Source organism: Albimonas marina (assembly GCF_029223255.1).
In the GTDB taxonomy this organism is placed as follows: domain Bacteria; phylum Pseudomonadota; class Alphaproteobacteria; order Rhodobacterales; family Rhodobacteraceae; genus Albimonas.
The window spans coordinates 294734-316048 of record NZ_JARHUC010000005.1; the positions used below are offsets into that span (position 1 = coordinate 294734).

General features: G+C 70.7%; 19 protein-coding genes. 7 read left to right on the forward strand and 12 right to left on the reverse strand.

Going from position 1 to position 21315, the window contains the following annotated elements:
* Positions 1 to 16 precede the first annotated feature (16 nt).
* The 3 genes from P2H44_RS16015 to P2H44_RS16025 are packed head-to-tail and all read left to right on the forward strand — an operon-like array spanning position 17 to position 3352.
* Complete coding sequence (locus P2H44_RS16015; protein WP_275764932.1) at positions 17 to 1123, forward strand: hypothetical protein; 1107 nt, start codon at positions 17 to 19, stop codon at positions 1121 to 1123.
* 52 nt (positions 1124 to 1175) lie between these two features.
* The gene (locus P2H44_RS16020) at positions 1176 to 2732 is read left to right on the forward strand and encodes an acyl-CoA synthetase (protein WP_275764933.1); all 1557 of its coding nucleotides are present in this window, start codon (positions 1176 to 1178) and stop codon (positions 2730 to 2732) included.
* A 23-nt stretch (positions 2733 to 2755) separates the two neighbouring features.
* Positions 2756 to 3352, forward strand: a complete 597-nt coding sequence (locus P2H44_RS16025; protein WP_275764934.1) for a TetR/AcrR family transcriptional regulator — start codon at positions 2756 to 2758, stop codon at positions 3350 to 3352.
* Between the two features lie 30 nt (positions 3353 to 3382).
* Here the strand turns inward: P2H44_RS16025 and P2H44_RS16030 are convergent, their stop codons facing one another.
* The 11 genes from P2H44_RS16030 to P2H44_RS16080 all read right to left on the reverse strand — a co-directional run bounded on the left by P2H44_RS16030 (position 3383) and on the right by P2H44_RS16080 (position 15349).
* Entirely contained in the window at positions 3383 to 4678 is a 1296-nt protein-coding gene (locus P2H44_RS16030; RefSeq protein WP_275764935.1) for a TRAP transporter large permease, read from the reverse strand.
* Positions 4675 to 5208, reverse strand: coding sequence for a TRAP transporter small permease (locus P2H44_RS16035; protein WP_275764936.1), 534 nt, complete (start codon positions 5206 to 5208; stop codon positions 4675 to 4677). Before P2H44_RS16035 ends, P2H44_RS16030 begins: the two co-directional genes overlap by 4 nt.
* Positions 5205 to 6239 carry a TRAP transporter substrate-binding protein gene (locus tag P2H44_RS16040; protein ID WP_275764937.1) on the reverse strand — a complete coding sequence of 345 codons (1035 nt, stop codon included), beginning with the start codon at positions 6237 to 6239 and terminating at the stop codon, positions 5205 to 5207. Before P2H44_RS16040 ends, P2H44_RS16035 begins: the two co-directional genes overlap by 4 nt.
* A gap of 251 nt (positions 6240 to 6490) precedes the next feature.
* Positions 6491 to 7720 (reverse strand): NAD(P)/FAD-dependent oxidoreductase, encoded by a 1230-nt coding sequence (locus P2H44_RS16045; RefSeq protein ID WP_275764938.1) that lies wholly within the window; start codon positions 7718 to 7720, stop codon positions 6491 to 6493.
* A 74-nt stretch (positions 7721 to 7794) separates the two neighbouring features.
* On the reverse strand, positions 7795 to 8946 hold the full coding sequence (locus P2H44_RS16050; RefSeq protein WP_275764939.1) for an ABC transporter substrate-binding protein: 1152 nt from the start codon (positions 8944 to 8946) through the stop codon (positions 7795 to 7797).
* Between the two features lie 25 nt (positions 8947 to 8971).
* Positions 8972 to 10018: a branched-chain amino acid ABC transporter permease gene (locus tag P2H44_RS16055; protein WP_275764940.1), complete on the reverse strand. Its 1047-nt coding sequence runs from the start codon at positions 10016 to 10018 to the stop codon at positions 8972 to 8974.
* A complete protein-coding gene (locus P2H44_RS16060) occupies positions 10018 to 10890 on the reverse strand; it encodes a branched-chain amino acid ABC transporter permease (protein WP_275764941.1) in 873 nt (290 codons plus the stop codon). Before P2H44_RS16060 ends, P2H44_RS16055 begins: the two co-directional genes overlap by 1 nt.
* Positions 10887 to 12854: an AMP-dependent synthetase/ligase gene (locus tag P2H44_RS16065; RefSeq protein ID WP_275764942.1), complete on the reverse strand. Its 1968-nt coding sequence runs from the start codon at positions 12852 to 12854 to the stop codon at positions 10887 to 10889. Before P2H44_RS16065 ends, P2H44_RS16060 begins: the two co-directional genes overlap by 4 nt.
* Positions 12854 to 13672, reverse strand: a complete 819-nt coding sequence (locus P2H44_RS16070) for an ABC transporter ATP-binding protein (RefSeq protein ID WP_275764943.1) — start codon at positions 13670 to 13672, stop codon at positions 12854 to 12856. The genes P2H44_RS16065 and P2H44_RS16070 overlap by 1 nt, the downstream gene beginning before the upstream one ends.
* Positions 13673 to 13680: 8 nt before the next feature.
* Positions 13681 to 14529, reverse strand: a complete 849-nt coding sequence (locus P2H44_RS16075) for an ABC transporter ATP-binding protein (RefSeq protein WP_275764944.1) — start codon at positions 14527 to 14529, stop codon at positions 13681 to 13683.
* Between the two features lie 214 nt (positions 14530 to 14743).
* Positions 14744 to 15349 (reverse strand): TetR/AcrR family transcriptional regulator, encoded by a 606-nt coding sequence (locus P2H44_RS16080; RefSeq protein WP_275764945.1) that lies wholly within the window; start codon positions 15347 to 15349, stop codon positions 14744 to 14746.
* 160 nt (positions 15350 to 15509) lie between these two features.
* Here P2H44_RS16080 and P2H44_RS16085 point away from each other — a divergent pair, with 160 nt between their 5' ends.
* Positions 15510 to 16820: an FAD-dependent oxidoreductase gene (locus P2H44_RS16085; RefSeq protein ID WP_275764946.1), complete on the forward strand. Its 1311-nt coding sequence runs from the start codon at positions 15510 to 15512 to the stop codon at positions 16818 to 16820.
* A 92-nt stretch (positions 16821 to 16912) separates the two neighbouring features.
* Positions 16913 to 17824 carry an SDR family NAD(P)-dependent oxidoreductase gene (locus P2H44_RS16090; RefSeq protein ID WP_275764947.1) on the forward strand — a complete coding sequence of 304 codons (912 nt, stop codon included), beginning with the start codon at positions 16913 to 16915 and terminating at the stop codon, positions 17822 to 17824.
* 184 nt (positions 17825 to 18008) lie between these two features.
* Here the strand turns inward: P2H44_RS16090 and P2H44_RS16095 are convergent, their stop codons facing one another.
* On the reverse strand, positions 18009 to 19202 hold the full coding sequence (locus P2H44_RS16095; RefSeq protein ID WP_275764948.1) for an acyl-CoA dehydrogenase family protein: 1194 nt from the start codon (positions 19200 to 19202) through the stop codon (positions 18009 to 18011).
* A 283-nt stretch (positions 19203 to 19485) separates the two neighbouring features.
* Here P2H44_RS16095 and P2H44_RS16100 point away from each other — a divergent pair, with 283 nt between their 5' ends.
* Positions 19486 to 20757 (forward strand): aromatic ring-hydroxylating oxygenase subunit alpha, encoded by a 1272-nt coding sequence (locus P2H44_RS16100; RefSeq protein WP_275764950.1) that lies wholly within the window; start codon positions 19486 to 19488, stop codon positions 20755 to 20757.
* Positions 20758 to 20760: 3 nt separating this feature from the next.
* On the forward strand, positions 20761 to 21315 hold the full coding sequence (locus P2H44_RS16105) for an aromatic-ring-hydroxylating dioxygenase subunit beta (protein WP_275764951.1): 555 nt from the start codon (positions 20761 to 20763) through the stop codon (positions 21313 to 21315).

Sequence of the window (21315 nt, forward strand, 5' to 3'; positions counted from 1 at the left end):
AGGGAGAGGACGCCCGATGCTGTCGCCCCAGGACGACCTGATCGGCCACCAGACGCCGACCACCTTCAACCACGTCGCCTCCAGCGACGACCGCTGGACCGAGCGCTACTGGTACTCCGCCGCCCCCATCGACCTGCCGGGCGTGGTGCTGGACCTCGGGCTCGGCTGGTATCCCAACCGCAACGTGATGGACGCCTTCGCGGGCGTGACGGTGGACGGGGTGCAGACGACCTTCCGCGCCTCCCGCCGGCTGGGCCGCGACCCGCTGGGCACCCGCATCGGACCGCTGAGCTTCCAGGTGATCGAGGGGCTGAAGCGCCATCGGCTCGTGCTGGGGGAGAACGCCTCTGGCCTGAGCTTCGAGCTCGACTGGCTGGCGACCTTCGACGGGCTGCAGGAGGCGCAGAGCTTCCGGCGCAAGCGCAACCGGGTCGAGGAGGACCTGACCCGCATGACCCAGTTCGGCCGCCTGCAGGGCTGGGTCGAGCTCAACGGCCGCCGCTTCGAGGCGACGCCCCAGACCTGGTGGTCGCAGCGGGATCATTCCTGGGGCATCCGCTCGCGCATGCAGACGGACATGGTCTCGAACGACAGCCTGCCGGCCTACAAGGACTTCTTCTGGTTCTGGCTGACCTACCAGTTCGAGGACTTCGCTCTGTCGCTGTTCCTGAAGGAGCGCGAGCCGGGGGCGCCCTTCTTCCTGTCGGGGGAGGAGGTCGGCAAGGACGGCCGCGTCCGCTCGGTCCTGAAGATCGAGCACGAGATCGAGTGGGCCGACGATCCGCTGGGCCAGACCTGGACCGGCGGCGTGATCGAGCTGACCTACGAGGACGGCGGCCGGCGGCGCCTCGTGCTCGATCCCCAGCCGGGGCGCTTCTTCCTCAAGGGCGGCGGCTACGGCGGGCACAAGGGCTGGAACCACGGCGACGACATGGGGCGCGAGCACTCGGACCACTACGTGTGGGACCTCTCCGACCCCGAGACCCGCCGCCAGGTCCGCCAGCTGGGCGACCACTTCACCCGCGTCGAGTGCGACGGGGCCGTGGGCTGGGGGATGAGCGAGTACGGCGTCGCCCGGGGCTATCCGAAATACCAGATCGCGCAGGCGCACGAGCCGCTGTGACGCGACGCCTCCCGGCGCGCGACCCGCGCCGGGACCCTTCCGGGAGGATGAGATGCGGTTCATGTCGAGCCTGGAGCGGGCGGTGCAGACCCGCGGCCGCTTCCCCGCCGTGATCGACGGCGAGACCACGCGCACCTGGGCCGAGGTCGGCGAGCGGGCCTTTCGCCTCGCCGGCGGGCTCGCCGCCATGGGGATCGCGCCGGGGGACCGGGTGGCGATCCTGGCGATGAACTCGGCGGACTACCTCGAGGCGCTCTATGCGATCGCGCGGGCGGGGGCGGTCTCGGTCCCGCTCAACACGCGCTGGTCGGTGGAGGAAACGGTAGCGGCGCTGCTCGACTTCACGCCCAGGGCGCTGATCGTCGACGCGGCCTTCCGCGACCAGGCGCCGGAGCTGCGCCGGCGCGCGGGCATCGGGGCGGCGATCCACATGGGCCCCGGGCCGGTTCCCGCCGACATGGAGGGGCACGAGGCGCTGATCGCGGCCCACGCCCCCCTGCCCGACCGCTCCGGCTCGGGCGCGGACCTGTGCAGCCTGTGCTACACGGGCGGGACCACGGGGCGGTCGAAGGGGGTGATGCTGACGCACGCCAACCTCACCTTCGCGGCGGTGAACTGGATCGCCAGCCTGCATTTCTCGGACGAGACGGTGTTCCTGCACTCGGCGGGGTTCTTCCATCTCGCGGGCTCCATCCCCCTCTTCGCGCTGACCATGGCGGGGGGCACGCATGTGCTGCTGCCGAAGTTCGAGGCCGAGGCGGCGATGGAGACGATCCAGCGGCGCCGGGTGACCTACTGCCTGTTCGTGCCGACGATGATCAACACGCTGGTCAACCATCCGCGCTCGGCCGAGTTCGACCTCTCGTCCCTGCGGCGGATCGAATACGGCGCCTCGCCGATCTCGCTCTCGGTGCTGGAGGCGGCGATGGCGCGCCTGCCGGACTGCGAGTTCATCCAGGGCTACGGCCTGACCGAGGCGACGGCCCTGACCCTGTCGCTGCCCTGGCGCCACCATTTCGAGAGCGCGGACGGCGAGAGCAAGCGCGCCGCCACCGGGCGCGCCGCCTACGGCATCGACGTGCGCATCGCGCCGCCGGGCGGGGGCGAAGAGCTGCCGCGCGGCGAGGCGGGAGAGATCCTGCTCCGCGGCCCCCAGATCACGCCCGGCTACTGGAACCTGCCCGAGCAGACCGCGGCCGCCTTCCACGACGGCTGGCTGCTCACCGGGGACGGCGGCTTCATGGACGAGGACGGCTTCGTCCACATCACCGACCGGGTGAAGGACATGATCGTCTCGGGCGGGGAGAACGTCTATTCGAAGGAGGTCGAGAACGCGATCTTCTCCCACCCCGCCGTGCAGGACTGCGCCGTGATCGCAGTGCCTTCCGAGGAATGGGGCGAGGCGGTGCATGCCGTGGTGGTGTTCCGCCCCGGCCGCTCGGCCACGTTCGAGGAGATCCGCGCCCATTGCCGCGAGCGGCTCGCCGGCTACAAGTGCCCCCGCAGCCTGGAGGTGCGGGACGCCTTGCCCCTTTCGGCCGCCGGCAAGATCGTGAAAGCTGAGCTGCGCGCGCCGTGGTGGGCGGACCGGCGACGCTCGGTAGGCTAGACGAAGACGAGGGGGGGCGCGGCATGGCGCGGGTTCAGGCGGCCGACTACGGCGAGAAGCGGCAGGCGATCGTCGACGCCTCGGCCCGGCTGTTCGCCGAATCCGGCTACCCCGCGGTGCGCATCGCCGAGATCGCGAAGGCCTGCGGCGTCTCCAAGGCCATGGTCTACCACTACTTTCCGGCCAAGGACGACATCCTCCACCACCTGATCCGCGAGCATCTGGAGCAGGTGGCGCAGAGCCTGGAGGGCGAGATCGACCCGGACCCCGAGGTCGAGCGCGCCCGGCTTGAGGATTTCGTGCGCGGCTTCCTGGAAGCCTCGGCCAAGGCCCGCCACCGCAACCTGGTGGCGATCCACGACGTCATTTACCTGGCGCCCGAACGCCGGGCGGAGATGCAGGCCCTGCAGCGCCGGGTGATGGAGCGGCTGGGCGAGCGGCTCGCCGCCGCCAACCCCGAGGCGCCGACGGCCATGCTGCGGCCGATGGCGCTCTACCTGATGGGCGTGCTGAACTGGTCCGACCGCTGGTTCCGCCCCGACGGCCCGATCCGGGCCGAGGAGATGGCCGCCCAGGTCAACAAGGCCTTCCTGCACGGCTGGCTGAGCTTCAAGGACTGAGCCAGCCGTTTTCCGGAACACTAGCTCCGCTCACCGGAACAGAAGGTCCGGCAGGAACAGCGAGATCCCCGGGACCGCGGCCAGCAGGATCAGCCGCAGCACGTCCGCCGCCACGAAGGGCGCCACGCCCCGGTAGAGGGTGACCAGCGGCACGTCGCGCACCACGGTGCGCATCACGAACAGGTTCATGCCCAGCGGCGGCGTGATCAGCCCGATCTCGACCGCCATCACCACCACGATGCCGAACCACACCGGATCGAAGCCCAGCCCCGTCACGATGGGGAAGAACAGCGGCACGGTCAGCAGCATCATCGACAGGCTCTCGAGCACGCAGCCCAGCACCAGGTAGATCCCCAGGATCGCCGCGATCACCGCCCAGGGCGCGAGGCCCGCGTCCCGCACCACCGCCAGCACGCCCTCATGCGCGCCGGAGAAGTTGAGGAACTCGGCGAAGACGGTGGCCCCGATCAGGATCGCGAAGATCGCGGCCGTGACCTCGGCGGTGGAGACCAGGATCTCCCACAACGTGCGCAGGGTCAGGTCGCCGCGGGCGGCGACGATCAGCAGGCTGCACACGGCGCCGACGCCCGCGGCCTCGGTGGGGGTGAAGAGGCCCCCGTAGATGCCCCCGATCACCACGGCGAAGAGGAGCAGCACCGCCCAGACCCGGCCCAGCGCGGCGCGGACCTCGGCGCCCGGAACGCGCTCGCCGGCCGGCGCGCTGGCGGGGCGGCGCCAGACGATCCAGGCGATGGCGAGGCAGTAGCCCGCGATGCCCAGCAGGCCCGGGATCATGCCGGCGGCGAAGAGCTCGCCGATCGGGGTCTCGGTGGTGATGCCGTAGACGACCATGATGACGCTGGGCGGGATCAGGATGCCCAGCGTGCCGCCGGCGGCGACCGCGCCGGTGGCGAGCCCGTCGGAATAGCCGCGCCGGCGCATCTCGGGCACCGCGATGCGCGACAGCGTGACGGCGGTCGCGACCGAGGAGCCGGAGACGGCGGCGAAGCCCCCGCAGGAGAGAATCGTGGCGAAGGCGAGCCCGCCGCGGAACCGCCCCACCAGGGCGCGGGCGGCGTCGTAGAGCTCCTCGGCGAGCCCCCCGCGGGCGACGGCCGCGCCCATCAGGATGAAGAGCGGGATGACGGTCAGCGTGTAGGCGAGCGTCGTCTCCTTCACCACCAGCGCCATGGAGGCGAGCGCCATCTTGGCCCCGTAGGTCAGCCAGATCCCGGCGGTCCCCACCGACATCAGCGCCACCGCCACCGGCACGCGGGCGAAGATCAGCACGAAGGCGGCGAGGAAGCCGAGCAGCGCCACGGTCATTCCGCGCCCTCCTCGAGGTCCCCGCCGCGGAGCAGCGTCGCGACCAGCAGGACGGCGCGCAGCGCGAAGGCCAGCGCGCAGACGGCGCACATCGCGGTCATGAATCCCAGCGGCCACCCCATCGGGAGGCCGAAGGTCGCCGAGACGTCGCCGAAGTCCGCCGCCCTTCGCGCGAGCCGCAGCATCTGCGGCGCGGCGAGGCCGAAGATCCCCGCCCCCAGCGCGCAGCCGAAGGCGCGCAGGGCCAGCCGCCCGCGGCGGCCCAGCAGCGCGTCGAAGAGGTCGGCGGTGATGTGCCGCTCGCGCCAGGAGACGAAGACGAGGCCCGTGAACACCGCCGCGACCAGGCAGAACTCGATCAGCTCCGAGGCGCCGGGCAAGGGGCTGTTCAGCCCCTCCCGCCCGATCACGTCCGCCGCCATCAGGCCGGTCATGACGAGGATGGAGACGGCCGAGACCGCCTCCACCCCGCGCAGCAGCCGGGACCAGAGCCGGCGCGCCGGCCCCGGTCCGCCGTCCCCCGCGCTCATTTCGACAGCGCCGCCGTCTCGTCGCGCAGCCGGCCGGGCAGCTCGGCGGCGTTCTCGACGCCCAGACCCTGGGCCTTCTCGATCCAGGCCTTCTCGACGAAGGCGAGACGCTCGTGCAGGGCCGCCATCAGCTCGGGGCTCGCCTCGATGACGCCGCCGGTCTCGAGCGCGTTCATCTCGGCCTCGGCGGCGACGTCGTTGGCGGCGTAGCCGGCGCCGATGATCCCGGCCATCTTCTCGCCGGCGGCGGCCATCACGACGGCCTGGTCCTCGGCGCTCAGCGCCTCCCAGGCGTCGCGGTTCATCACCAGGCCCAGCGCCGGCTGGAACAGGCCGCCCTCGACCTTGGTCATCCAGGGCATGACCTCCATCAGCCGGAAGCTCTTCATGGTGTCGAGGGGCGTGAAGGTGCCGTCGACGACGCCGGAGGCGGCGAGCTCGTACATCTCCGAGACCGGCTTGTTGATCGGCACGGTGCCCAGCGCCTCGGCCGCGGCGGTGAAGCTGGCGACGGGGTTGCGCATCTTCAGCCCTTCGAGCTGGTCGATGCGCTCGATCGGCTGGGTGCGGGCGGCGATCTGGGAGGGGGTGGTGACGGCCAGCGTCAGCACCTTCACGCCCTTGAACTCGTTGCGCGGCTCGATCTCGGCCTCGAACATCCGCCACAGCGCGATGCTGAGCGCGCTGGGATCGAAGTTGGAGAAGGGCAGCTCCGCCACCTCGGTCAGCGGGAAGCGGCCGGGGGTGTAGCCCAGCACCAGGAAGGCGATGTCGGCGAGCCCGTCGACGGCGACGTCGTACTGGCCGGGCACGGTGCCCACCACCTTGGGCAGGGTCTCGATCTTCACGCGGCCGTCGGTCTTCGCCTCGACCTCGGCGATGAAGGGCTTGATGGCGCCTTCCAGGACCGAATGGCCCGCGGGCAGCCAGTTCGAGTAGCGCAGCACCGTCTCGGCCTGCGCCGGCGCGGTCTGGGCGGCCGCCAGCAGGGCGAGGCCCGCGAGGCCCGCCAGGCGTCGATCCATCTTCATGTCACGTTCTCCCTGATCCTGCGCCTGTCGTTTGGTCTGCGGCGCCCTGTCCGCCGGGGCCGGTCGCCGCTGCGGGCCCGTCCCTCGACATCGCCCGCGGCCCCACGTGTGGAGGAGGGGGCGGCGGTGCGATGGGTCAATTATTAACCGGCTGTCCGGTTTATGCAACGGGAATGAATCGAGCGAAAACAATCTCTTTCCTCAACGATTCCTCCGACTCTCCGTCCGCTTTCGATCCATTCGCCGACGAGTCAGCCGGATTTGGCGAGGCGCGCGAGGCTGCCCTCCTGAGCCGCGAGGGCCACGCGCGAGACGCCGCCGGCGGCGAGCAGGCGGCGCGCGGCCATGTGCTCGGCCGGGGCGTTCACCGTCTCGACGCAGACCAGCGCGTCGCCCTCCCAGCGGCGCACGGCGAAGCCGCCGCGGGGGAGGTCGTGGACGTCTGCCGCGCTCTCCCCGCGCGGCGGCAGGCCGGCGATCTGGAGCTTCCAGTCGGCCTGGTCGCTCCAGAACCACGGCAGGGCCGCGTAGGGCTCGGGCCGGCCGGCGAGCCGGCGGGCGACGGCGCGGGCGTGGTCGGTGGCGGCCTGCACGGATTCGAGCCGCACCCGCGCCCCGGTCCGCGGGTCGGGGAAGCTGCAGGCGTCGCCCAGCGCGGAGATCGCGGGGTCCGAGGTCAGCAGCTGCGCGTCGGCGGCGATGCCGTCGGCGACCTCGAGCCCCGCGGCCTGCGCCAGCTCCACGTTCGGGCGCACGCCGGCGGCGAGCAGGACGAGGCCGGCCGGGATCTCGCGGCCGTCGGCCAGCCCCACGCCGCAGGCGCGGCCGGCGGCGTCGGTCAGCACCTCGGCCACGGGGACGCCGAGGGCGAGGTCGACGCCCAGGCTTTCGTGCTTGCCGCGGAAGCGGGCGGAGGTTTCGGGGGAGACGGCGCGGGCCATCAGGCGCGGCGCGGCCTCGACCACCGTCACGGCGCAGCCGAAGGCGCGGGCGACGGCGGCGAACTCGAGCCCGATGAAGCCGCCGCCGATCACCACCGCCCGCGCGCCGTCCTCGACCGTCGCCGGCAGCGCCGCGCGCAGGGCCTGCGCGTCGGCCAGCGTGCGCAGGCCCAGCACGCCGGGCGCGTCGAGGCCGGGCAGCGGCGGGCGGGCGTTGCGGGCGCCGGGGGCGAGGATCAGGTGGTCGTAGGCGAGGACCGCGCCGGAGGCGAGCGCCACCTCCCGCGTCTCGCGCAGCAGCGCCGTGGCGCGGTCATGGACCAGCTCGATGGCGGAGGCGGCGAAGAACGCCTCCGGCCGCAAGGCGAGGCGGGCGGCGTCGCCGTCCTTGAGATAGGCCTTCGAGAGCGGCGGGCGCTGGTAGGGCAGGCCCGGCTCGTCGCTCACCAGGCGCACCGGGCCCGCGTATCCTTCCTGCCGCAGGCTTGCGGCGGCCTGGAAGCCGCCCTGCCCGCCGCCCAAGATCACCACGCCGTCCATCGCCTGCTCCTCCCGTCCGCGCATGAAAACGGCGGCGACCGGGGGTCGCCGCCGCGGGGTCGCCTCGCCTGCGGTCACTCGACCGGGGCGTAGCTCAGCGTCTCGTAGTCCGCCTGCATGATGGTGACGGGCGAGTTGGTGAACCGCCCGCCGGCGAAGGCCGCGGGGGCCATCACGCCGGTGTCGATGGCCGGCCCCTCGGACAAGGCCTGAATGGTGCAGGCCCAGGTCAGGTCCTCGGCGCAGGTCTGCATCGCGGCGATCAGCAGGCGGGTCGAGGTGTAGCCGGTCATCGTGTAGCGGTTGACGCGCGCCACCTCCTCCTCGCTCAGGTGCTTGCGCGCGAGCTCGAGGAAGGCCTGGCCGGCGTCGGACTGGATCGGGGCCACGTAGTCGACGGCGTAGATCCCGTCCGAGGCCGGGCCGATGGCCTTCAGCACCTCCGGCACGCGGCCGGGCCAGAAGGTGGCGATCGCGGGCGTGATGCCCAGCTTCTCGGCCTCCTTCACCATGGCGATGTTCTCGGAGATGATGCCGCCGGCGATCAGCACCTCGACGCCCGCATCCTTCACGCGCAGCATCTCGGAGGAGAAGTCCTTCAGGCCGCGGGCGTAGCGGGTCTCGAACGCGACCTCGATCTTCGCCTCGCCCTTGGCCTGCTCGATCCCCTCGCGGAGCGCGGCGCCGTAGTCGTCGTCCTGGGTGATGACGCCCCACTTCGCGCCGGGGTACTTCTTGGCGAGGTAGAGCGCGAGTTGGTGCATCCCCTCGGTGTAGGACTGGCCGACGACGAAGACGTTGTCCATCGGCGGCTCGTAGAGGGGCGGCAGCGGGCCGATGGGGATCATCGTGGGGATGCCGGACTGCTTGAGGATCGGGATCGAGGCGACCGCCTGCCCCGAGCCCGAGACCGCGGTCAGCGCGAAGACCTTGTCCACGCCGATCAGCTTGCGCAGCGACTGGATGGTGCGGGAGGTGACGTAGCCGTCGTCCTCCGCCACCAGCTTCAGGGTGCGCCCGCCGACGCCGCCCGCCGCGTTGGCCTCGGCGATGGCGAGGCGGACGCCGAGGTTGTGGGCGATGCCCAGCAGGCCCGGCGGGCCGGTCAGCGGCTCGACCTCGCCCAGCAGGATCTCCGTGTCGCTCACGCCCTGGTCGGCGGCCATCGCCGGCCCCGCAAGGGCTGCGGCCAGCAGAGCCGCGGCCGCGCCTTTCCATGGTTTCATCGGTTTATCCTCCCTGTGATTTTTCTCAGTAGCGCAGGGGCCAGAGCGTCCAGACCCGCTGCGCGTCTCGCCACAGGCCCATCAGCCCCTCGGGCTGGAGCCGCAGGAACAGGATGATGACCAGCCCGTAGAGGACGCCCTTCACCTCGTGCGCGCCGGTCGAGAGCAGGGCGCGGGCGCTGTCGCCGAAGGCGGAGAAGAGCATCGAGACGACCTCGGGCAGGCCCACCAGGAACACCGCCCCCAGGACCGCCCCGGCGATCGAGCCCATGCCGCCCACGATCAGCATCGCCAGCGCCTCGATCGACAGCAGGAACGGGAAGCCGTCCACCGTCACGAAGCTGAGGAAGATGCCGTAGAGGGCGCCGGAGATGCCGACGACGAAGGAGGACGCAACGAAGGCGTAGAGCTTGTAGGTCCGCAGATCGACGCCCATGACGCGCGCCGCATCGTCCTTGTCGCGGATCGCGAACCAGGCCCGCCCGATGCGGGAGCGGCGAAGGTTCATGGCGCCGAGGATGGTCAGCACCAGGAAGATCGCGACCAGCCGGAACAGGTCCTGGTCGGTGAACACCGTCCAGCCCAGCACGGTGGGGCGGTTCACGAAGATCCCCGAGGCGCCGTTGGTCAGCCCCGGGAACTCCAGCACCAGATGCACCACGATGAAGGCGGAGGCGAGGGTGGTGATCGCGAGATACAGCCCCGTCAGCCGCAGAGAGGGGATGCCCACCAGCACCGAGGCCGCGGCCGGCACCAGCCCCGCCAGCAGGAACCCCGCCAGCGGATCCCAGCCCCAGCTCTCGACCGGGATCGCGTAGCCGTAGGCGCCCAGCACCATGAACCCGGTCTGGCCGAGCGAGATCAGCCCCGTCCACCCGGTCAGGATGTTCAGCCCGATGCCGCCCACGGCCGTGATCATCATCAGCGTGACCAGCGTCAGCAGGTAGGTGTCCAGCACGAAGGGCGCGGCGGCCAGCGCCGCCAGCCCGATGGCGATCCAGATCCGCTGGGGCCATGAGTCGGTCAGCGCCAGGTGTTCGGCGATGGTCTGCTTGTAGAACCCGGAGCGCATCAGAGCCTCTCGATCCGCTTCTCGCCGAACAGGCCGTAGGGACGGACCATCAGGATGGCGATGATGATGACGAAGCCGGCGACCTCCTTCAGGCCGGGGCTGATGTAGCCGCCGACCAGGTTCTCGGTGATGCCGATGACGACGCCGCCGAAGGCCGAGCCGACGACCGAGTCCAGGCCGCCGAGGATCGTGGCCGGGAAGGACTTCAGGCCCAGCGCGTAGAGGGAGGGCGAGAGCTCCCACGCGATGGCGAAGAGGGCGCCGGCGATGCCGGACATCACCGCCGCCGCGCCCCAGGCGGCCTGCTGGACGCGGGCGGTCTTCACCCCCATCAGCCGGGCGGTGGCGTCGTCGGAGGCGACCGCGCGCATGGCGATGCCGAAGCGCGAATAGCGGAAGAAGGCGAGCATGGCGGCCACCGCGACGGCCAGCGCCACGACCACGCCGATCTGCGCGCCGCGCACCCGCACGCCGCCGAGATCGACCAGCGCCGAGCCCGCCGCCAGCCCCATGTCGTGGGGCAGCGCGTCCCAGACCAGCATGGTCCCCGAGCGGAAGATGACCGCGAGGCCGATGGTGGTCATGATGCGGGCCAGGATCGGCTCGTCGACCATGGGGCGGATCACGATCCGCTCGACCGCCAGCGCGAAGAGGACCGAGAAGACGATGGCGCCCGCCGCCGTCAGCCAGGGGTTGCCGTCGGTCGCGGAGGCGATGGAGAAGGCGACGTAGGCGGTGATCATGCCCATCTCGCCCTGCGCGAAGTTCAGCAGGCCCGTGGCCTTGAAGATGATCGCGAAGCTCATCGCGATCAGGCCGTAGACCGCGCCGACGGCGAGGCCGGAGACCAGGAGTTCGATCAGGTAGTTCATGCCGTCGCCTCCCCCCGAGTTCCTTGGGCGGGGCCGTAGATCTGTTCCAGCTCGCGGGCGAACTTCGTCTCGATGATCGAGCGGCGGACCTTCTGGGTGGCGGTCAGCTCGCCGTCGTCGTGGTCGAGCTCCTTCTCCAGGATCACGAAGCGGCGGATGTTCTCGACGCGCGCGAAGCGGCCGTTCACCTCGTCGACCACGCTCTGGATCAGGGCGCGCATCTGCGGCAGCTGGGCCAGCGACTTGTAGGTGGTGTAGGGCAGGTCCCGCTCGGCGGCCCAGAGGCCGGCGTTGTCGAAGTCGAGCTGGATCAGCGCGCCCAGGAACTTGCGCCCGTCGCCGGTGACGATGACCTCCTTGATGCAGGGATGGTCCTTGAGGGCGTTCTCGATCTCGGAAGGGGCGATGTTCTTGCCGCCCGAGGTGATGATGATCGCCTTCTTGCGGTCGACGATCGAGATCTCGCCGTTGTCGAGCGTGGCCACCACGTCGCCCGAGAGCAGCATCGGCCCTTGCATGGTCTTCGCGGTCGCCTCCGGGTCGCGGAAGTAGCCCTTGAAGACGGCGGGGCCGCCGAGAAGGATCTCGCCGTCCGGCGCGATCTCGTAGTCGGTGCCCTCGACGGCCAGGCCGCAGCCGCCGAGGCGGAAGAAGCCGGGGCGCTGGACGAAGACGCAGCCGGCGACCTCGGTCATCCCGTAGCCCTGCGCCAGCGGCAGGCCGATCACCGAGAAGAAGCGCAGCGTCTCCGGGCTGACCGAGGCGCCGGCGCACAGCCGGTGATAAGTCCGGTCGAGCCCCATGTGCCGCTGCACGTTGCGGAACATCAGCCAGTAGAGCGCCTGCCATTGCAGGGTCTGCGAGAGGGTCAGGCGCCCGTTGTTCGCCTGCCGCGCGTCGTCCAGCCGGCGGCCCCAGCGCAGGAAGGCTTCGGCGATGCGGCGGCGGGCCGCGCCGCTCTCGCGCAGGCGGAACTCGAAGCCTTCCTTCATCTTTTCCCAGATGCGGGGGACGCCGACCATGAAGGTCGGGGCGATCTCGCGCACGTTGAGGTTCACCGCGTCGATGGACTCGGCGAAGTTCACCGTCCCGCCCGTGACCAGCAGCATGGCCATCGAGTAGCAGCGCTCGGCCGCGTGGCAGAGGGGGAGGTAGCCCACCGCCTCGATCCGCCGCCGGTCCGCGCCGACGGTGCGGGCGTAGGCGTGGGTCGAGTAGACGATGTTGCGATGGGTCAGCATCGCGCCCTTGGGCGGGCCGGTGGTGCCCGAGGTGTACACCATCAGCGCCGCGTCGTCGGGCGAGGTTTCTTCAAGCATCGCGTCGATGCGCGCATCCGCGTCGGGGTTCGCCGCCAGATACCCATCGCCCGCCTCCAGCAGCGCCTCGAAGGAGGTCAGCTGCGGGTTCGCGTAGAGGCGCATGCCCTTCATGTCGACGCACACGACATGGGCGAGGTCGGGCAGCCCCTCGCCGTTCGCCTGCGCGTCGAGGACCTTGTCGGTCTGCTCCTGGTCGCCGCAGACCGCGAGGCGCGCGCCCGAGTGGCGGGCGATGTACTGCAGCTCCGGCCAGGGGTTGGTGGGGTAGATGCCGACCGGGATCGCGCCGATCATCTCGGCGCCGAGGTCGGCGTAATACCACTCCGGCGTGTTCTCCGAGGCGATGACGATCCGGTCCCCGCGCCCGATGCCGAGGCTGAGCAGCGCGAGCGCGAAGCGCCGCGCCTGCCGCTCGTAGTGCGCCCAGTCGTAGCGCCGCCAGACGCCGAGGTCCTTCTCGCGCAGGGCCAGCTCATGGGGCGTGCGCCGGGCCCGCTCGCGCAGCAGGCGCGGGAGGGTGGTGTTCCCGGCGCGCAAGGTCTCGAAGGCGAGCGGGTCGTGGCCGGGCGGCAGCGGCGTGCGGTCGGCGGCGAAGAGCTCGGCCGGCGCATCGGTCAGGCGGGGGGGCGTGTGCAGGGTCATCAGACGGCCCTCGCGCGGAGCAGGGGCGCGGGCTCGGCCCCCTGCGGCTGGCGCTCGGCGGCGGCCTTGGCGCCGAGGTAGGCCTCGATCACGCCGGGGTGGGACTGGACCTCGGCCGGCGTCCCTTCGGTGATCGTCGCGCCGAAGTTCAGCGCGTGGACCCGGTCGGAGATGTCCATCACCAGGTGCATGTCGTGCTCGATCATCAGGATCGACACGCCCAGCTCGTCGCGGATGTCGAGGATGAAGCGGGCGATGTCCTCGGTCTCCTCCTGGTTCATGCCGGCGACGATCTCGTCCAGCAGCAGGAGTTTCGGGTCCGTCGCCAGGGCGCGGCCCAGCTCGACCCGCTTCTGCTGGCCGTAGGAGAGGGTTCCCACGACCTTGTCGCGGATGGTCTCGATCTCGAGGAACTCGATGATCTCCTCGGCGCGCTCGCGGGCGGCGATCTCCTCGCGCCGCGGGCGGCCGAAGTGGAAAACGGCCTCGCCCAGCGAGGTCTTCATGCGCCAGTGGCGGCCGACCAGGATGTTGTCGACGACGGTGCCGTGCTTGAAGAGCGCGAGGTTCTGGAAGGTGCGCCCGATGCCGTGGCGCACGTAGTCGTGGGGCGCCACGCGGGCGAGGTCGCGGCCGGAGAGCTCGATGCGACCGTCGGAGGGCGGCAGCACCCCCGAGATCATGTTGAAGAGCGTGGTCTTGCCCGCCCCGTTCGGCCCGATGATCGAGACGATCTCGCCCGCGTCGACATGGGTCGAGACCCCGTCCACCGCGGTCAGCCCGCCGAAGCGTTTTGTAACGCCGGTCAGTTTCAGCAAGGGGGCGCTCACGACAGCCACCTTTTGCGGCGCTTGTAGTGTTTCACGTCCCTAAAACTGCGGCGTTCGCCCCCGCCGGAGAAGCCGAGGTAGTATTCCTGCACGTCGAGGTTGCCGCGCATCTGCTCGGCGGGGCCGTCGAGCACCACGCGGCCGTTCTCCATGATGTAGACGGTGTCGGCGATCTCCATCGCCTGCATGGCGTTCTGCTCGACCAGCAGGATGGTCATGCCGAACTCGGCGCGCAGGCGGGCGACCGTGGCGTAGATCTGGTCGACGATCAGGGGGGCGAGGCCGAGGGAGGGTTCGTCCAGCGCCAGCAGGCGGGGCTCGGCCATCAGGGCGCGGCCGACGGCGACCATCTGCTGCTCGCCGCCCGAGAGATAGCCCGCGATCTGGCGGCGACGCTCGGCGAGGCGGGGGAACAGGTCGTAGACCTGCGCGCGCAGGCGGGCGAGGTCGGCCGAGCTCTTCAGGTGCCCGCCCATGGTGATGTTGTCCTCGACCGTGAGGTTCGCGAACAGGCGCCGCCCCTCGGGGACCAGCGAGACGCCGCGGGTGACGATGCGGTCGGTCGGCGTGCGGGCCAGATCCTCGCCGTCGAGCAGGATCGCCCCCTTCTCGACCTCGCCCTCCTCCAGCGCCAGCGTTCCGGTCAGCGCCTTGAGCAGCGTCGACTTGCCCGCCCCGTTCGAGCCGAGCAGCGCCACCACCGAGCCCCGCGGCACGCTGAGCGAGACGTCGCGCACCGCCTCGACCGCGTGGTCGTAGACGATCCGGGCGTTTCGGATCTCGAGCAGCGGGGGCGGCGGGGCGGCCGTCGGGGCGGGGGCCGCGGTGGTCTCGGTCCGGTTCAAGTCGTCGCCCTCCCTGGCGGCGGCTGGGGTCGTGGTCGCCGACGCCTGCTGCAGGAATTAGCAGTCTGGACGTTCGGCTTTTTTATGAGTCTCTATCACAGATCGTTCCACGCGCAACCGATGAATGCGCGAAACCGATCGCCAGGGGGAGATATAATCCGAACGGACGGCTTTTTATAATGGCGCGCGACGCTGGCGGGGGCGCCGCCCGCCCTTACTCCGGCCGCGGCGCGCTGCGGAACCCGTTGAGGAAGATGTCGACGGTGCGGTCGGCGAAGGCCTCGGGGGAGATCGGGCCGTCGCGGTCGTACCAGGCGAAGGTGTAGTTCAGGATCCCCAGCAGCATCATCGCGTAGGTGCTGTCGGAGCTGATCGCCAGCCGGCGCGAGTCGTCCAGCCGTGCCAGCGCGTTGCGCACGATGGCCACGATCTTGCGCTGGTCGGCGGCGATCTTGCGCTGGAGCTCGGGCTCCAGCAGGTTGAAATCGTTGAGAAGAACCACCTGCTCGTGGGCGTTCACCGCGTTCAGGCGCATGATGCAGCGGGCGACCTCGCTCAGGTGCGCCTCGGGCTCCAGGCGCTGGCTTTCGATCGCCTCCAGCTCGCCCAGCATCTCGGCCACGTGGCCCTCGATGATTTCGGCGAGGATCTCCTCCTTCGATCCGAAGTAGTGGTAGAGCGCCCCGCGCGACGAATCGCAGGCCTTGGCGAGGTCGAGGATGGTCGCCGTCGCGAACCCCTTCTCGGCGAACAGTTTGCCGGCGGTCCGGAGAATCTTTTCCCGGATCTCGGGGTAGAGCTGCGACTGGGTCCGGGCCATGCGGTCGTCCTCTGCTGCACGTTCGCCCTTACGTTGTCGCAAACCCGGGCGGCGCGGGCAAGACGGGGATGGTTGCGGCGCGAACCGGTCGATGAAAGATTAACAAGACGGCCGGACGGATTATGATTCGGTCCCAACGACCCAAAGGGAGGATTCGGAGATGCGGACCGACGACCGTTTCGACGTGGTGGCGATCGGCGCCGGCGCGGGGGGCTGCTGCGCCGCGGCGCGCGCCGCCGCGGCCGGGCTGCGCACCCTGCTGATCGACGACCACGCCTGGCTGGGCGGGCGCGCGGGCACCGAGGTCATCGACGGCCACCGGGTCAACATGGGCGCCATCGCGCTGGAGCCCGGCGGCGTCTTCGAGGAGACCTTCCGCCTCGCCGGCGCGGAGCTGGAGATCCGCGAGCCCAACCCCGCCACGGTCTTCTACCTCGACCGCAAGGTGGTGAACGTCCAGAAGGGCGGGCTGGGGATGCTGCTGGGCGGCCTGACCAAGCAGGCCTCGCGCGTGCTGGACCAGTTCGCGCAGGCGCGCTCCGGCTCCCTGCCCGACGGGCGCGAGTCCACCGAGGACTGGCTGAAGCGCTACACCTCGAACGCCACGGTGCACGCGATCTTCCGCAACCTGTGCGCCGCGATCTTCGCGATGAACGCCGACGAGATCCCGGCCCGCGCCTTCCTGACCTATTTCACCTCCAAGGGCGCCTTCAAACGCTTCGGCTTCCACCCGCAGGGCACCGGCGGCGCCTGGGCGGCGCTCGCCGCGGCGGTGGAGCGGCTGGGCGGCGAGGTCTGGCTGGAGGCGCCGGCCGTGGACCTGGAGATCGAGGACGGGGCCGTGCGCGCCGTCCTGATCCGGCGCGGGGACGAGACGGTGCGCGTGACCGCCCCCTCGGTGATCTTCAACGGCGGTCCGCGGGCGCTGGTCGGGCTGGCGGGGGCGCATCTCTCGCCCGACTACGTCCGCCGCACGCAGGAGGTGCTGAGGCCCGCCGCCAACATCGTCTACAACTTCGCGACCCGCGAGGACATCATGCCCGCCCCCGGCATCATGACCTTCGGGCGCACCGCGACGGGGCGGCTGTGCAACATGGCGAACCTGACCGCCGCCTGCCCCGAGCTCGCGCCCGAGGGCTGGCATCAATACGTCGCCTACGCCGTGCCCCGCCCCGCCATCGGCAACTTCGACTCGGAGGCCGAGGTCGAGAACGGGCTGAAAGACCTGCGCGAGCAGTTCCCGGGCTTCGACGACGCGGCGAAGATCCTCTCCATCCGGGTGATGCGCGACGAATGGCCGGCCCAGCGCTCCGGCGCCGGCTACGACATGGAGCAGGAGACGGGGATCGCGGGCCTGTGGTGCGTGGGCGACGCGGTGAAGACCTACGGCAACGGCGGCACCCAGGCCTGCGCCGAGACGGCCCGCATCGCCGTCGACCGCATCCTCGAGGCGCGCCGCCAGCCCGCCTGAGGTCGAGCGAGGCCGGTGGACGGCGCCGTCGCCGGCTGCTTTCCTCCCGGCCATGGAAAACCGGACTCGAATCCGGATCGGGAGGAAGCGACATGACGTTGAGGCTGGAGGGCCGCGTGGCCGTGGTGACCGGGGCCGGCGCGGGGCTGGGCCGGGCCCACGCGCTGCTGCTGGCGAAGCAGGGCGCGAAGGTGGTGGTCAACGACCTCGGCTCCGCGATGGACGGCTCGGGCGAGAACATGGCCGCCGCCGACCGCGTGGTGGACGAGATCCGCGACGCCGGCGGCGAGGCGGTGGCCAACTACGACAGCGTGGCGATGAAGGAGGGCGGCGAGGCCATCGTCGACGCCGCGCTCCGCGCCTTCGGGCGGATCGACGTGCTGGTGAACAACGCCGGCATCCTGCGCGACAAGTCCTTCGCCAAGGCGAACCTCGACGATTTCCGCGCGGTCTTCGACGTGCACTACTGGGGCGGGGTGTTCTGCACCAAGGCCGCCTGGGGACACATGCTCGACCAGGGGTACGGGCGGGTGATCTTCACCACATCCGTGGCGGGCACCTCCGGCAACTTCGGGCAGGCCAACTACGGCTCGGCGAAGGAGGGGCTGCTGGGGCTGATGCGGACGCTGGCGATCGAGGGCGCGAAGAAGAACGTGCTGGTCAACGCCGTCTCGCCGGGCGCGCGCAGCCGCATGACCGAGAACCTCGGGATCCCGGAGGACTATCTCGCGATGCTCGACCCCGCCCATGTCTCCCCGGCGGTGGCCTATCTCGCCTCCGAGGCCTGCCAGGACACCGGCGTGATCGTCACCGCGGCCGCCGGCGGCTTCGGGCGGCTGCATTATTTCGAGAGCCAGGGCGTGCAGTTCGACCCCCACGGCCCCGCCTCGGTCGAGGACGTGGCCGCCGCCTGGGGGCGGATCACCGCCTTCGAGGGCCTGGCGCCGTCGGAGTTCGGCGCGGCCGGCCGCACGCAGGACCGGCTGGCGACGTTGAAGAAATAAGGCGCGGCCGCTCGTCGGGTCGGGTCCGACGGGCGGCGCGCGCGGACGGCGCATTGAAATGCGCCCTACGGGATGGACGGGATGCACCCGCCGGCCGCCTCCGTAGGGCGCATTTCAATGCGCCATCCCCGCCATGCCGAGGCGGGCGTCGGGCGCTTGTCGACGCGCCCCCGCCCTGCCCCGCTCAGATCCGCTTGGCGACCTCCTCCAGCATCACCTCCGTCGCGCCGCCGCCGATGCGCAGGATGCGGGCGTCGCGGGCCATGCGCTCGATGGGGGTTCCGCGCATGTAGCCGGTCCCGCCGTGGAGCTGGAGGCAGCCGTGCACGACCTCGTGCAGGATCTCCGGGCCGGTGGACTTGATCATCGCGGTCTCGAGGCTGACCGGCCGGCCCGCGTCCAGCGCCACCGCCGTCTGGTAGGTCAGCGCGCGCACCATCGCCACCTGGCTCGCCAGCATCGCCAGACGCTGGCGGGTGGCCTGCTGGTCCCAGATGGTCTTGCCGAAGGCGCGGCGCTGGCGGACGTAGTCGAGCGTCAGCTCGATCGCCTTGGCGCCCTCCCCGGCCGAGAAGGCGCCGATCATCAGGCGCTCATGCTCGAAGCCCTGCATGATCGCGTAGAAGCCGCGGTTCTCGCCGCCCAGCAGGGCGGAGGCGGGGACGCGCACGGAATCGAAGTAGAGCTCGGCGGTGTCTGAGCTGAGCCAGCCGTGCTTCTTCAGCTTCTGCGCCACGCTCACGCCCGGCGTGTCGCGGGGGACGAGGAACAGCGACACGCCGCGCGCGCCCTCCCCGCCCGTGCGGGCGGCGACGATCAGCAGGTCGCCGTAGACGCCGTTGGTGATGAACATCTTCGAGCCGTCGATGATCCAGTCCGCGTCCTCGCCGGGCCCGTCGCGGCGCGCCCGCGTGCGCAGCCCCGCCACGTCCGAGCCGCCGCCCGCCTCGGTCACCGCAATGGCGCACACGACCTCTCCGGCGCAGATCCGGGGCAGCCATTCGGCCTTCTGCTCGGGCGTGCCGACGCGGGAGATGTGGCTCGCCGACATGTCGGTGTGCACGGTGATCGCCGCGGTCACGCCCCCGAAGGTGGAGCGGCTGAGCTCCTCCCCGAAAACCACCGAGGCGAGCGCGCCCATCTGGGTGCCGCCATAGTCCTCGGCGTGCTGCATCCCCAGCAGGCCCAGCGCGCCGAGCTTGCGGAACAGCTCGCGCGGGATCTCGCCGGCCTCCTCCCAGGCCTCGGCATGGGGCTGGATCTCGGTCTCCACGAAGCGGCGCACCTGGGCGCGGAGCATCTGCAGCTCCTCGGGCACGAAGTCGGGGTCGGGCAGGCGGAAGCCCTTCTCGGGCGGGGTCTGGGCGAAAGCGTTCATGGCGGGGAGCCTCCCTGCGCGCCGCCGCGGCATCGGCCCTTTGCAGGGGCGGCGCGGAGGTGCTATTCAATTTCAAGACGGACGTCCGGTTAATATGTTGGTTACGCCGCTGCAACCGCGCCGGTCAAGCGTCCTGACGCGCTTCGCCCGCGACCCTTCGATCGTCGCCTCGATGGTTGACCGCTGCATCGAAGCAAATTAATAAAACGCCTGTCCGGTTTATTGACTCGCAGCCGCGCCTCGCCCCGAGCCGCGCCCCCGCCACCCACTCACGGAGGCCGACATGGACGGTTCCCCCCACTCCGGCCGCTGGGACGGCCTGATCGAACCCGGCCGGGTCCACGGCTCGCTCTATTACGACGAGGCGATCTTCCGCGAGGAGGTCGAGAAGATCTGGTTCCGCACCTGGGTCTACATCGGCCACGAGAGCGAGATCCCGGACGCGAACGACTTCGTGACCAAGAGCCTCGGGCCCATGCCGGTGCTGATGGTGCGCGACATGAAGGGCGAGGTCCGGCTGCTGCTGAACCGCTGCCCCCACCGTGGCAACGCCGTCTGCGTGCAGGAGAAGGGCAACCGCGCCCGCTTCACCTGCCCCTACCATTCCTGGACCTTCGCCAACGACGGCCGACTGATCGGCTACGCCTTCCCGGAGGGCTACAAGGACGCGCCGAAGAGCGAGCTCGGCCTCGGCCAGGTGCCGCGGGTCGAATCCTACCGCGGCTTCGTCTTCGGCTGCATGGACCCCGAGGTGATCCCGCTGGAGGAGCACCTGGCGGGGGCGAAACGCACCATCGACCAGGCCTGCGACAACTCCCCCACCGGCGAGATCGAGGTCACCGCGGGCTTCCTCAAGCACCGCACCAAGGCCAACTGGAAGTTCATCCTCGAGAACGAGTGCGACGGCTACCACCCCGCCTTCGTGCATTCCTCGATCTTCTCGGTCTCGGACAGCCAGATAGGCTCGATCTACGGCGACGACGCGGTCTGCGTGACCCGCGCGCTGGGCAACGGGCACACCGAGGTCGACGTGCGCCCCGAGTTCCGCCGCCGCGACGAGCCGCTCAGCTGGTTCGGGACCACCGCCGCCAAGCTGCCCGCCTACGTGGAGCAGATGAACGCGGCCTACGGGCCGGAGAAGGCCCGCGAGATCATGATCGACGGCATGCCCCACGTCATGATCTTCCCCAACCTCTTCATCGCCGAGATCCAGATTTTCGTGATCCAGCCGGTCTCGGCCAACGAGTCGATCCAGAACGTCACCGCGATCCAATTCAAGGGCGCGCCCGACATGAACCGCCGCCTGCGCCAGCAGACCATGGGCTCGGTCGGGCCCGCGGGCTTCCTGCTCGCCGACGACACCGAGATGTACGAGCGCAACCAGCGCGGCCTCGAGATCCGGGATCCCGAGTGGCTGTTCCTGAAACGCGGCGAGCACCGGGAGCGGCAGGACGAGGACGGCTTCACCATCGCCCATTCCACCGACGACCTGCCCAGCCGCCACATCTGGGAGCACTACCGCTCGGTCATGTCGCGCCCCGGTCGGGAGGCCTGATCCATGTCCATCGCAGCCGAAGACATCGCCGGCCCCGAGATCCTCAAGGAATGGACCGGCGCCGACAAGACCGCGGTCCGCGCCGACCCCGCCCTGCATTTCGAGGTCTCCCAGTTCCTCTACCGGGAGGCCCGCCTTCAGGACACGCACGACTACGACGGGTGGGAGGCGCTGTGGACCGACGACGCCCTCTACTGGGTGCCCGCCAACGGCGCGGACATCGACCCCGAGCGGCAGATGTCGATGATCTACGACAACCGCTCCCGCATCGCGCTGCGGATCCGGCAGCTGAAGACGGGGCGGCGGCACTCGCAGACCCCGCCCAGCCAGCTCGCGCGGGTGATCTCCAACGTCGAGCTGCTGGAGAGCGAGCGCGACGACATCCGCGTCGCCGCCAACGTGATGATCTTCGAGACCAACCTGCGCGGCGACGTCGTCTGGGGCGCGCGGGCGGAATACACCCTGCGCCGGATCGAGGGCGAGCTGCGGATGGCCTTCAAGAAGGTCGTGCTGGTCAACAACAACAAGGCGATCTGGACGCTGTCCTTCCTCGTCTGA